Origin of the sequence: Leptospira sanjuanensis (assembly GCF_022267325.1) — a bacterium.
Lineage (GTDB): Bacteria > Spirochaetota > Leptospiria > Leptospirales > Leptospiraceae > Leptospira > Leptospira sanjuanensis.
In genome coordinates this window covers 1,281,005-1,293,078 of sequence record NZ_JAIZBG010000001.1, presented here as the reverse complement: position 1 = coordinate 1,293,078, position 12,074 = coordinate 1,281,005, and the positions used below count along the sequence as shown (strand labels likewise).

Below are 12,074 nucleotides of genomic sequence, written 5' to 3'. Positions count from 1 at the left end.
TTCTCCAAAGAGAATCCTCTTTCGCTTTCGAATATGTTCCAGAAAACATTCAATTTTTTAAATATTCTTCTCCTCCTTCTTGTATCCTTTTCGATCATCGATTGCAAACAAAAAGGACAACGGCCCGACTTCGACAAGGAAATCTTGGATCCGAAACTCGCGGCGGAGATTCAAAAAGACAGGGACGTCCTTAAATCCGAACTTAAGGATTCATATCATATCGATCATTCTTCCAAATCGGTGGAAGAAGCTTTGGAAAAGGCCCTGACCGAAATCAGAAATTCCAAAGGGAATACGGACGATCAGTTCCAATACTCTTGCAGTCCGAACGAAATACGAACTATTTATCTTCCTAATAATTTAGATCAAAACAACATCATAGCGAACTCTAAAATCGAAGACGCGATGTATCTTCTTCAAATAAGACGCACGGCAGGAATCGATAAAGTCAGACAAAATCTTCAAGGAACCAAAGGGAAAATCAAAGTTCTCCCTCTTCCTAAGCCGTATAACGTGCGTAAGCTGACAAACATCAACGGCTATATCATCAAGGACTTCGATCTGGAAGTCGATCTAAAGACGATTCATATCGATGAAATCAAACTCGTTATAGAACATAAAAATCAATTTAAAGTTTGTACGTACGGAACATGAAAAAGAAAACAATCAGCTTATTATTCTTTGTCTCGATATTGGCAAGCCCGGTATTCGGACAAAATACGGGGAAACTCAGGGGAAAGATCGTGGATTCGGAATCGGGAGATCCGGTTTTCGGTGCGGTAGTTATCGTTCGTTCGATCAAAGCGGCAACGCGAAGCGATTTCGACGGTAAATACGAATTAAATCTTCCCGCGGGAGAACATACGGTCGAATTCCAAATGATGGGCTTCGCTACGCAGTTCAAAAAGATTACGATCGCACCGGGCGGGCAAGTTCCGATGAACGTCGTTATGGGAGCTCAGGTTCTCGACACCGTGGAAGTGAAAGGACGCGGTCTTGAAAATTCCGAATCCGCGTTACTCGCTCTTCAAAGAAAAAGCGGCGTAGTTTCCGACGGAATCAGCGAGGAAGCGATCAAGAAAAGTCCGGATTCTTCCGCGGGCGACGTCCTTCGAAGAGTAACGGGGATCACTCTTGTCGGCGGTAAGTTTATTTTCGTCCGCGGTTTGGGTGAGAGATATTCGAATACGATTCTGAACGATTCCATCATTCCTTCTCCCGAACCCGATAAACGGATCGTTCCTTTGGATTTATTTCCCGCGGGAGTCATCAAAAATATCCGCGTAATCAAAACGGCTTCGGCGGAAGATTCCGCGGAATTTTCCGGAGGGATCGTTAAGATCGAAACGAAAGAATATCCGGACAACCTTCTTCTTTCCGTATCTTTAGGCGTCGGTAAGAACACGCAAGTAGCGGGTCATAAATTCAAAACGTTCAACGTAGGCGACATGAACAACAACTTCGGTTTGCCTTCTAAAAATCAGCAACTACCCGATTTAATCTCCGGTTTACCGAAAGTCGTTCCGTTCGTGGAAGGAGACCGTTTCGGCGGAATTCCGACAAATTTGATGAAGCTGGGAGCGTTATCGTTCAACCAAGAATGGTCTCCGAGAGAAGAGGATTCTCCGTTTAACAAATCCTTCAGCATTTCCGCGGGGAACTCGTTCAAAACGGAAAAATGGGGAAGATTCGGAGTACTCGCCGGAACCACGTATAACAGAAGTTATAACTATAGGGAAGAAGCCAACGCACGTTTTCAAGCGTCGAATCCGATTTCCCTTTATTTAAAAGATTCGAATATGCTGCGTCCGTTGAACCAGAACAACCAAAAGATCTATACCGAGGAAGTTCTCTGGGGAAACAACTTAAACCTCGCATACGAACCGAAGATAGGTCAGCAATTCTTTATTAAAACCTTATATTCGGTCCAGTCCGATAAGATCGTAAGAGAAGGGGAAGGAACGAATTACATCGACAACTTCAACTTTAAATCTTCCAACTTGAACTTCGTGAGCAGAACGATCTTCAACAATACCTTGGGAGGCGAGCACGAAATCCGCGCTTTAGGAGGTGCAAGACCGCATAAGCTGGAATGGAACGTCAACTACGCATTAGCCGAAAGAGACGAACCAAACGCGAGCAACCAAGCCTGGTCCCAAGGCGGAACCGATCTCGCAAACGGATTCCGTCGATTAGGGAATAACCCGGACGGAACAAGATACTTTTCGACTACCGCGGACACCGCCCGCAGCCAATCGTTGAAATACGAGATTCCATTCAGTCAATGGGACGGACTTCAGAGTAAGCTGAAACTCGGCGTGAGCAACCTGGATCGTTTCAAACATTTCGAATTCAGAGAATTCGCACAAAGAAACTTTTCCGGCAGCGATCGCGATTATCTCTACCCGATTCCCGGCGAAATCATCTACAACCCGCTTACATACATAAACGGCAATAGAAAAATTTTCGAACGCGCTTCCGGTAACAACGCGTACGACGCCGCACAAGCTCTCAAAGCTGCTTTCGCACAATTGGAAGTTCCGATCATGGCGAAGTTGAAATCCATCGTCGGTGTTCGATACGAAGACAGTTATCAAAAAACTCAAACATACGATCTTAAGAACAGCTGGAACGGATTCATTCCGAACTACGGTTGTAAAACGAATTCGGAAGAGGAAAGACTTCTTCTAGTAAGATCCAACGTATGCGACACCAACAACAACGGTATCGGAGAATTGAGAACGAAGGATAAACTTCCTTCCGCAAACGTTGCTTGGGAATTCGCAAAAGACATGAATCTCCGATTCGGTTATTCGCAAACTCTGACAAGACCCGACTTAAGAGAACTTTCTCCTTTCGGTTTTGCGGCCTACTTTCAGGCGGATAGAATCTTCGGTAACGCAAGTCTTCAAAGAACTTACATCCACAACTACGATGTTCGATGGGAATATTACGTGACCAACACGGACTATATCGGAGTCGGAGGGTTCTATAAGAATCTCTCCAATCCGATCGAGTTGATCGGATTACCGGTCGCGGGAAGCGCGAGTTTGGTATACAAATACGCGAATGCGCAGCAAGCGACCATCCGAGGGATCGAGTTGGATTACCGTAAGGAACTTCTCTGGTGGTTAAGATTGGAAGCGAACGTATTCTTTATCAAGTCCAGAGTGGATGTGATCGACGCGAACATCTACGGCTTCATCGCAACGGGTCAAGTGGATCCTGTCTCGACTTACGCTGCTTATGCGCCGACCACTCTCAATCGCCCGCTCCAGGGACAATCCGATTTCGTTGCGAACATGAGAATAGACGTATTCACTTCCAAAACGAAAAAACACAACGTCGGATTCTACTATAACTACTTCAGCGATCGGATCGCTCTCGTTGGTTCGGACGGAGTTCCTAACGCGATTCAAAAAGGAACGGGAACTTCGGACGTAGTCTACACATACAGACACAACGATCGACTGGACTTTAGGGCAGCCGCAAGAAACATCATGAACACCCAGTTCAAGATCACGCAAACCGATCCGCTTACCGGTCAGGAATACGTGTTCCAAAAATATAGAACCGGGGTCGATGTTTCCTTCTCCGCTACATACAAACTCTGATTTTAAATTCTCCGAATCCGGTTCGAAATCGAATCGGATTCGGCTCTTCTTCCCCGTCTTTAAGTCTCAAATCCGTAATTTCTTTGTAATCATCCGGTAACAATCCAAAAGTATATTACAGGAATATTTTAATCGGAGATATCGATGAAATTTTCTTCCATAAAAAAAGAATTCAAATGGGTCGCAACGGCGATCATTCTCTCGGGACTCATTTCGCTTTCCACAAATGTAATATTCGCACAGGATAAAGTATCGGAACCGGCTAAGACGGAAGCGACCGGAACAACGGCACCCGCGGCCGAAGAGACGAAAACGGAAACCCCCGCACAACAAGCGGGTAAAAACTGGGGATTCGTGGATCTTTTCCTTCTCGGCGGCTGGACCATGTATCCTCTCGCCCTTTCCTCCATCGTCGCACTCGGAATCATCTTCGAAAGAATCTATTTCATTGCGACCGCAAAACTTCTTCCTAAGGGATACAACATCGACTTAGGCGAAGCGATGGACACGAAAGGACTCGACGCAGTTCAAGGATTTTTGGACGAAAGAAAAGAATATAAAATTTCCCAAGTTCTTGCGGGCGGTATAGACGTATCTTCCGGCGACGCGGAAATCTTCGCAAAAGGCGTGGAAAGAGAAGCGGCGGAAGTAATCACCGTTCTCGAACGAGGACTCGTAATTCTTGCGGCAGTATCGACCATCGCTCCTTTGATCGGATTCTTAGGGACCGTATCGGGGATGATCAACGCGTTCGACGCGATCGCAAACGCCGATCAAGTAAACGCGAAAGTGGTGGCTGGCGGTATTAAAGAAGCGCTTATCACCACCGCCGCGGGTTTGATCGTTGCGATTCCCGCGATGACCTTTCACCAATATCTGACTTCAAGAATCGACGGATTCACTTCCGAAATCGAGGAAGCGGCAAACAGAATTTACAAAGAATTCTTAAAAAGAAACTCTAAGAAAGCATAATCGCTTTTTTGAATATAGGTATCATTATGATCCGAATCAAAAAGAAACGCGTATTAGAGGAGATATCCGCATCGTCTATGTCGGATATCGCGTTCCTTCTATTGGTGTTTTTCATGGTGACTGCGGTATTCTTCGTAAAGGAAGGTTTGAACATTCAGCTTCCGAGAAAGAATTCCAATCCGACTTTGGTTCTCCGCGAAAATATCTACGAAATCCTCGTCACGGGCGAGCTCGTAAAGATGAAGAACAAAAGCATCGGCACGAAGGATTACAGAAACCTGGTCGATTTCAGGGAACAACTCAATCTGATGGATATCCCGGATATCGAAAACAAAGTCGCATTGATCAAAACGACCGGAGACACGAAATACGGCAACATGCTCGACGCGTTATCCGCCGTTCAAATTCGGGGATTCAAACAGATCTCCGTAAAAAGGCTGAAATAAATGAGCTTAAAAAAGAAAAAGAATCCACCGTCCATTCCTGTCAGCTCGATGGCCGATATAGCCTTTCTCCTTCTGGTTTTCTTTATGGTGACTTCCGTTCTTGATACGGATCCGGATCTGCCGATCGCACTTCCGGACGTGCCGGGCGGAGAACAACTCAACAAGAAAATCGCGAACTTATATCTCAGTGCGGATAAGGACAAAGCAGTTTACTTCAATCAAGTTAGGATGCCTTTGAACGAAGCCATCAATAATGTAAGAGCGAAACTGACAACGACTCCCGATCTTAAAGTGCTGGTCCATGCGGACAAAGATCTTCCTTATGCCGAACTGGACAACGCATTCGAACTCCTGAAGGAAGCGGGCGCTCTCAAAGTATCTCTCGTAACAAAGACTACGCAAGGCGGAGGTCTTTGATCGATGGAACAATCCAAATCCATACTCATGACGATCCGAAGAGGTAAGCTCAGAAGATTCATCGATCGATATAGGATGGAATTCTTTCTATCCTCATCCTTAGTTCTTCAACTTCTGATCCTATTCTTTTGGTATACTCCGTCGATCGAATTCAACCGCTTGGATCGACTCGTCGACGAAGTGGCCTTTGTCGACAACTTGGTCATACAAGAACCGAACGTTGGCGAAGCGGCGGACGACGGAGAATTCGAAGTTACGGATACGATTAAGAAGAAGGAAGATCCGAGAATCGCGGGTGCACAAGACGCGATCATTTCCGGTGCAACCGCTCCCGTTGACTTAACGCCGAACGTAACTCCGGAATATCCATCGGAAGCGAGAGGCGCAGGAATTACCGGAACGTCCACGCTCGAAGTAATCATCGGAGACGACGGACATGTTCTTCGAGTTCGTTCCGTTGGAAAGCCTCTCGGATTCGGTCTGGACGAAGCCGCAGTCGAAGCTTTTTACAAAAAGAGATATTCTCCTTCTATGCTGGAAGGCAAACCGATCACCGTAAAAGTATTGATACCGGTTCGTTTCAGTCTTTATTAACCCCACTCAAAATTCCCAGGACAGGGTTACGGCTCTGTCCCCTTTTTGATTTTCATTTCCTCGAAATGATTGCAAAAACGGGAAAAAAGAAATCTCCATGTAACTTTTAAAGTTTTCACCCGAAGAACTTTTCGATGTTGCCCATACAATACCAAAATATTCAACATACGTTTCATCAGTTGACCGATTTTTTATCAACGATCGAACCGGATCAATATTCGCTGGAAATCGCTCCCAACAAAGGTTCCAGTCTCGGAAAACACGTTCGACATTGCATCGAAGTATTGGAAAATCTGGTCGCCGCTCTCGAAACGTCGAACGTATCTTACGATCGAAGGAATAGAAATCCGTTCTATGAATCTTCGCCGTTAGCGGCAAGGGAGAAGATTTTCGAATTGTTAGGAAAACTGGAATCGATCGAAGAAAATAAAATCATCGAACTCTCCTATTTGATAGATCCGGCTACCGGGTTAGAAGGAAAAACCTTATCCAATCTCAAACGGGAATTTTTATACGTTCAGGATCATACGATCCATCACATGGCAATCATCAAGCTTTACGCGGAGTGTTTTTTAAAGAATGTATCTTTACCGGAAGATTTCGGAGTCGCCCTATCGACTCTTCAATTCCAGAAAAAAGTCGATCTCAAACAAGCATAAATCCTCGGTTCGAAAGGTTCGGATTTCGAAAGGGAGAATTCTACTGCAAAAATTAATGCGACCTGAGTTCTGGCCGGCTTGGCTTTTTTACATCCCTTTGATTCCTTACATCGTATATCTTACAATCCGTCATAAGGGATTCGGAACGATATGTGCGGCTAATCCCGGGATCCCGTTCGGAGGTCTGGTGGGAGAGTCCAAGGAGGAAATATTAAAGAACTTGAATACTTCCCATGTTCTTAAATTCGTAAAAATACCTCGCCCGGAAATCGGTCATAACAAAACTTACGAACTCGCGGAAACCGCCGTTTCGAAAAAAGGATTCAAATTTCCTTATATACTCAAACCGGACGCCGGTCAAAGAGGCGCCGGCCTGAAATTGGCGCGCAATAAAGAGGAAGTATTAAGTTATTTGAAAACTACGGACGTGGATCTAATCGCGCAAGAATATCATCCAGGTCCGGAGGAAGCGGGGATCTTTTATTACCGCTTTCCGAACGAAGCCAAAGGAAGAATCCTATCGATTACGAAAAAGACCTTTCCGATCTTAGAAGGAAACGGAATTGAGACGATGGCAGAATTGATCCTCAAACATCCACGATTCCGATATCAATGGAAGGTCTTTTTCGAAAGACATCATCAGGAATGGAATCAAGTCCTTCCTCAAGGCAAAAGAAAGCGATTGGCCGAAGCGGGAAACCATTGTCAGGGAACGCTTTTTACGGATGGGACCTCGCTCATCACGGAAGAACTTACCGAAAAAATCGATCGAATTTCGCAAACGTTTTCCGGTTTTTACTTTGGAAGATACGACGTTCGCTATCGATCCGATTCCGAATTAAGAGCGGGCAAAGAATTCGGAATCGTAGAATTGAATGGAGTCACATCCGAATCCACAAACCTCTACGACCCTAAGTTTTCTCTCCTTCAAATGTATACGATCTTGTTTCATCAATGGAAACTTCTCTTTGAAATCGGCGCGGCAAATCGAAAACGAGGAATTCAAAAAGCAAGCTTATTGAGTATCGCGAAAGAAGTATTCCGTTTTTATTTCGGAAAACGCAAGGTCAACAAACGTTCCGACTAAAAAACGGAGAATTAAGATTCAAGAAGAAAAAATTCGAATTGTTTGTCGGAGCAAATTTAAGAATGAAAAAAAAGGTGCAGTAGCTCCTACAATGGTCCTAAATTTCGATCTCTTTGGATTTTCGAAGAAATTGAAAAGTGCAGGAGTTCCTACAATTTTAATTTTCGGAATAAGCCTTAAATGAAACCGTTTGTCGGAACAATTTAGGAAAGAGAAAAAGGATTGACTTCGACTTAAGAATCATTGTTGACCCGAAAATAAAAAGGTTTAAACGAATGATTTCAGAATACGCAGGAAAAAAGGATAACGGATTATGATCGAAAGAATTCTAAAAGTCGTATATTTTATGTTCGGTGACCCCAAAAAGAACTCACTGGAACATAGGCTTTTCAATACGGTCGCGTTCGTAAACGGGATATTGAATATCTTCGGCGCGTTTTCCTCCTTTTATCTCGAAAACTTTATGACGATTTTTCTATTGAATTTCGTTTCCGGAAGCCTGCTTACAGGGATGTATCTTCTATCCAGACTTAAGAACATATATTATTCCCTCTTTTGGCCGTTCAATCTTACCATTCTGATTTATCTTTCGTCGATGTGGTTTTTCAACGGTGGATCGATCGGCGGGAATCACTATTATTTCATACCGGCTCTCGTAATCGCTACGATCCTATTAAGAAACCATAATGTATGGATCGTTTATCTGGTTTATGCCGCAGCGACGGCGTTTTTATACGGTATGGAATATTTCAACCGTGAATTCATCAAAATGTATCCGAACGAAACGGAACGCTACCTGGACGCGGGCGGGAATTTTCTTTTCGTCCAAATACTTACTGGTTTGTTAATATTCATTCTAACGAGAAACTTAAATATCGAAAGGAAAAAATCCGATGCCTTACTACTAAACGTTCTCCCCGATACGGTAGCGGAAGAATTAAAAAGAAACGACTCGGTGGCGCCCGTGCGTTACGAAAGCGTAACCGTTCTTTTTACCGATATGGCTGGGTTCACCCAAATCGCGGAAACGATGACTCCCGAAGAATTGTTAAGCGAATTGGACTTATTCTTCCGTAAATTCGATTCCATTACAAAAAATCACCGAATGGAAAAAATAAAGACGATCGGAGACGCGTATATGGCCGCGGGAGGTTTACCGGTTCCTAACAAGACCCACTGCATAGACGCAGTGTTATGCGGCCTCGAATTTCAAAGATTTATGATTTCTAAAAAGATCGAACGAGAATCAAAGGGCTTACCCTACTGGGAACTTCGATTAGGAATTCATACCGGCTCGGTCGTAGCGGGAGTCGTAGGTACGGAAAAATTCGCTTACGATATATGGGGAGATACTGTAAACACTGCGAGCCGGATGGAGAGCTCGGGAATTCCGGGTGAAGTGAATATTTCCAGTCAGACCTATGAACTGATAAAGGACTTTTTTCATTGCGAATACAGGGGAAAAATTAAAGCGAAGAATAAGGGAGAGATCGATATGTATCTCGTAAAAAATATCCGAGAGGAGCTGCGTGATCCTCAAGACGAATTGAAGCCGAATCAGACGTTTCTTCGATTTTACGAGCAAGTTCACCGAGGAGAGTTCTCGGCTTGAGAAATACGCGAATACTTTCGATGACTTGCAGTCTCCTTGTTTTCTTTTGCGCAATCAGCTTATTCGTTGTTTCCGGCGTTTCGTGCAAAATTCCGGAAGATCTCCAGAAAAAATCGGATGAAAGTCTCCTTCAACTCAAAGAATCCGGCGCGGATCCTTCAGAGATGTATCTCGAATCCGGAAATCGTAAGTTGTATGGGGTAGCAAGCGGATGCAAAACAGAAAAACAGAATATTCTCATATTCATACATGGTTCGCCGGGGGGATGGCAAAACTATGCTTGGTATTTGGAAAACAAAAGTCTTTTGGAACGCTACTGCATTCTATCCTTGGATAGACCAGGCTTCGGCAAATCGGACCCAGGTATGGTCGTAGCAAATGTGGAAGAACAGGCGACTTTGATAGGAAACGCAATTCATGAATTTTTAAAATCGAATTCCATATCAGAAAAAAAGAATATAGTAATCGTCGGCCATTCTTATGGGGGACCGATCGCTGCAAAAATCGCTTCCGATCCGAAGAATCGTATCGATCTTCTGGTTTTACTTGCAGCTCCCTTAAGCGCCGAACACGAGGAAATTCAATGGTACAATCGGATTGCTGACTGGAGTTGGGTTAAGTTTTTTCTCCCCCGCGAAATTCGAAACAGTAACAACGAAATGTTACCACTTAGAGACCAGCTACGTTCATTAGAAGTCTTTTGGACAAAGATCTACTGTAAAATCATTTTGATTCATGGAAGAAAAGATTCGTTAGTTCCATTTAAAAATCTAGAATACTTCCAGACACATTTTTTGGAATCGCAACTGACAACGATCGCCTTAGCGGAAGAAGACCATTTTATACCTTGGACTCAAAAAAATCTGGTAGAAAAAGTTTTACTAGGAGCTGTAAAAAAATGAAAGGAGCCCTTTCAATCGTATACCCGAAAAACGGAAATACAAATGAAAGGGCAAAACCGAAATCAATCCCAACCGGAACTTATATCGACAGCATTGATCTCATCATATGTATTCGCAACTCTTAGCAACGACTTCAGTTCGTTCGCTGTCTGTAACAATTGGATTTTGCGTGCTGCACCGTCATTCAGCACTTGCTTGATTTGAGCACTGGAATGCATTTTGTATTCCTTCACGCCGTTCATATCCTCACATTTATAGAGGACGGAATCGCCAATTGAAACGGAACCGATTAAGTTTAGTTGATCGTCGCGATCGGATCCATATCGGTGACTTTCTCCCAATGCAGACGACACAAATCCGGAAGTAATTTTCATTTCGCACATTCGATCCACGGAACGCAACAAATCCTCTTTCCAGAGCGGAAGGTCAATGCTCCAGCCCACTTCAGAATATTTTTGATAGGGTAAATTGATTCCGCTTTCATCCCGAAGAGGTTCGTCTTCCGTTTCCGTTGCCGGATCGAGTTCTTCATCCCAATTCAAAAGAACCCTTTCCATCATCGTATTTTTGTTATATACTTTTTTCGATACGAACTCTTTCGCGATTCCGTTCTCCAATGTTGCTTTAAACAGTTCGCCCACTTGCGGGTTGTAATGAAGAGCATATGCGATTTGATGCTGACTTGCATCGAAATTCGACCATGCGTCCTCTCCTGCAAGTCGGTTCGGATCGGAGTTGATCCACATTACTTTTTTCGTTTGTTGATCGATGATATAATTCATATTACCCTCACTTTGTATTTTACCGCAACATACGCGGGTGTTGTTTCGTTCCCGGTTCGCGGAGAACCGTTCGTCCCATCGTTGGCTGGATCGCCGATAACGATCGCAGCGGCGGCGAACGAGGTCCCTCCTGCTGGATATGTACTACCGCCGACGATTCCTTGTGCGGATGGCGGCGAATGTCGGTGCCCTTGAAATTGGTCCTGCCCCTCGAAACCAAGCACGCCACCGTTATAATTACCGTTTACCGCCTTCGCTCTGCTTCCATGCACGCCGGCGCCTCTCGCAAAAATACCTCTCCGATCCGGAAGATTGTATGTTGTTGATCCGTCTCCAAAACCATATTCAACATTCGTGATCATTTCTCCCGTTTGCGAAGAAGTAAGATCGATGATTGAACCGGTAGAAGTTGCAGAAATCTGAAAGTCATTCGCGGTAGGATTACGAACATAATACTTCGTAAGTGCCGTAACTCCGCCTCCCGTAAATGAAAACTTTATAAGTTCTCCTTCGACGCACCCATGATTGGTCGAATTGATTCGGTCAGTGGCCGGAACAATTCCTGTCACATTTTTTCGAACTAAATCCCAAAGCGCCGAAAACGCCGTTCTGGAAATCGCTTGAGCATTTGCCTCTTTAAAGTTAGAAATGGCGGCTATATTTAAACTGTCCTCAATGATTCCACCTAACGGAACTTGCATTGCGGCAAAGCTTGCTTCTAACTGGTCAATGCGATCCTTCAAATACTGATCATTCTCATATTGACGATCCACTTCTTCGTCGATGAGATCCCCGTCGGCCGGAGTGCTTTTGTTCCACGTCCTAGTTTTTGTCGGATTAAATACGGCCATGAACTCCTCCCACAACCTTTTTGAATGAGTCTTTAGTGATAAAGCGTTGAAACAAATAATACAATCTGAATCGTTCTCTATTTTTTTCTCTTAAAAAGGAACCCGTTCTCTTAAGAGATTTGATAAAAATTAACTCAG

12 protein-coding genes are annotated in these 12,074 nt (G+C 44.1%); 10 read left to right on the top strand and 2 right to left on the bottom strand.

Annotated features, from left to right (window positions below; all coding sequences use genetic code 11):
* Positions 1 to 33: 33 nt before the first annotated feature.
* The 10 genes from LFX25_RS05900 to LFX25_RS05855 all read left to right on the top strand — a co-directional run bounded on the left by LFX25_RS05900 (position 34) and on the right by LFX25_RS05855 (position 10,303).
* Complete coding sequence (locus LFX25_RS05900) at positions 34 to 654, top strand: LA3241 family PerA/PerB upregulated protein (protein WP_238729403.1); 621 nt, start codon at positions 34 to 36, stop codon at positions 652 to 654.
* Positions 651 to 3,614 (top strand): TonB-dependent receptor, encoded by a 2,964-nt coding sequence (locus tag LFX25_RS05895; protein ID WP_238729402.1) that lies wholly within the window; start codon positions 651 to 653, stop codon positions 3,612 to 3,614. Before LFX25_RS05900 ends, LFX25_RS05895 begins: the two co-directional genes overlap by 4 nt.
* A gap of 144 nt (positions 3,615 to 3,758) precedes the next feature.
* Complete coding sequence (locus tag LFX25_RS05890) at positions 3,759 to 4,586, top strand: MotA/TolQ/ExbB proton channel family protein (protein WP_238729401.1); 828 nt, start codon at positions 3,759 to 3,761, stop codon at positions 4,584 to 4,586.
* A gap of 26 nt (positions 4,587 to 4,612) precedes the next feature.
* The gene (locus LFX25_RS05885; protein WP_118955366.1) at positions 4,613 to 5,032 is read left to right on the top strand and encodes an ExbD/TolR family protein; all 420 of its coding nucleotides are present in this window, start codon (positions 4,613 to 4,615) and stop codon (positions 5,030 to 5,032) included.
* Entirely contained in the window at positions 5,033 to 5,449 is a 417-nt protein-coding gene (locus LFX25_RS05880) for an ExbD/TolR family protein (protein ID WP_135780669.1), read from the top strand.
* Positions 5,450 to 5,452: 3 nt separating this feature from the next.
* Positions 5,453 to 6,043, top strand: a complete 591-nt coding sequence (locus LFX25_RS05875; RefSeq protein ID WP_118955368.1) for an energy transducer TonB — start codon at positions 5,453 to 5,455, stop codon at positions 6,041 to 6,043.
* A 134-nt stretch (positions 6,044 to 6,177) separates the two neighbouring features.
* Positions 6,178 to 6,702: a DinB family protein gene (locus tag LFX25_RS05870; protein WP_238729400.1), complete on the top strand. Its 525-nt coding sequence runs from the start codon at positions 6,178 to 6,180 to the stop codon at positions 6,700 to 6,702.
* Positions 6,703 to 6,757: 55 nt separating this feature from the next.
* Positions 6,758 to 7,789 (top strand): ATP-grasp domain-containing protein, encoded by a 1,032-nt coding sequence (locus tag LFX25_RS05865; RefSeq protein ID WP_238729399.1) that lies wholly within the window; start codon positions 6,758 to 6,760, stop codon positions 7,787 to 7,789.
* Between the two features lie 313 nt (positions 7,790 to 8,102).
* On the top strand, positions 8,103 to 9,401 hold the full coding sequence (locus tag LFX25_RS05860) for an adenylate/guanylate cyclase domain-containing protein (protein WP_238729398.1): 1,299 nt from the start codon (positions 8,103 to 8,105) through the stop codon (positions 9,399 to 9,401).
* Between the two features lie 20 nt (positions 9,402 to 9,421).
* Complete coding sequence (locus tag LFX25_RS05855) at positions 9,422 to 10,303, top strand: alpha/beta fold hydrolase (RefSeq protein WP_238729397.1); 882 nt, start codon at positions 9,422 to 9,424, stop codon at positions 10,301 to 10,303.
* A 62-nt stretch (positions 10,304 to 10,365) separates the two neighbouring features.
* On the opposite strand, the gene LFX25_RS05850 is transcribed toward LFX25_RS05855, so the two are convergent.
* Both LFX25_RS05850 and LFX25_RS05845 read right to left on the bottom strand, forming a co-directional pair.
* A complete protein-coding gene (locus LFX25_RS05850; protein WP_238729396.1) occupies positions 10,366 to 11,085 on the bottom strand; it encodes a DUF4376 domain-containing protein in 720 nt (239 codons plus the stop codon).
* A complete protein-coding gene (locus LFX25_RS05845) occupies positions 11,082 to 11,936 on the bottom strand; it encodes a hypothetical protein (protein WP_238729395.1) in 855 nt (284 codons plus the stop codon). The genes LFX25_RS05850 and LFX25_RS05845 overlap by 4 nt, the downstream gene beginning before the upstream one ends.
* Between the last annotated feature and the right edge of the window lie 138 nt (positions 11,937 to 12,074).

Excerpts from the sequence above, each read along its gene's own strand:
- LFX25_RS05900 (WP_238729403.1), top strand. The coding sequence starts at position 34 with ATGTTCCAGAAAACATTCAATTTTTTAAATATTCTTCTCCTCCTTCTT.
- LFX25_RS05895 (WP_238729402.1), top strand. The coding sequence starts at position 651 with ATGAAAAAGAAAACAATCAGCTTATTATTCTTTGTCTCGATATTGGCA.
- LFX25_RS05890 (WP_238729401.1), top strand. The coding sequence starts at position 3,759 with ATGAAATTTTCTTCCATAAAAAAAGAATTCAAATGGGTCGCAACGGCG.
- LFX25_RS05885 (WP_118955366.1), top strand. The coding sequence starts at position 4,613 with ATGATCCGAATCAAAAAGAAACGCGTATTAGAGGAGATATCCGCATCG.
- LFX25_RS05880 (WP_135780669.1), top strand. The coding sequence starts at position 5,033 with ATGAGCTTAAAAAAGAAAAAGAATCCACCGTCCATTCCTGTCAGCTCG.
- LFX25_RS05875 (WP_118955368.1), top strand. The coding sequence starts at position 5,453 with ATGGAACAATCCAAATCCATACTCATGACGATCCGAAGAGGTAAGCTC.
- LFX25_RS05870 (WP_238729400.1), top strand. The coding sequence starts at position 6,178 with ATGTTGCCCATACAATACCAAAATATTCAACATACGTTTCATCAGTTG.
- LFX25_RS05865 (WP_238729399.1), top strand. The coding sequence starts at position 6,758 with ATGCGACCTGAGTTCTGGCCGGCTTGGCTTTTTTACATCCCTTTGATT.
- LFX25_RS05860 (WP_238729398.1), top strand. The coding sequence starts at position 8,103 with ATGATCGAAAGAATTCTAAAAGTCGTATATTTTATGTTCGGTGACCCC.
- LFX25_RS05855 (WP_238729397.1), top strand. The coding sequence starts at position 9,422 with ATGACTTGCAGTCTCCTTGTTTTCTTTTGCGCAATCAGCTTATTCGTT.
- LFX25_RS05850 (WP_238729396.1), bottom strand. The coding sequence starts at position 11,085 with ATGAATTATATCATCGATCAACAAACGAAAAAAGTAATGTGGATCAAC.
- LFX25_RS05845 (WP_238729395.1), bottom strand. The coding sequence starts at position 11,936 with ATGGCCGTATTTAATCCGACAAAAACTAGGACGTGGAACAAAAGCACT.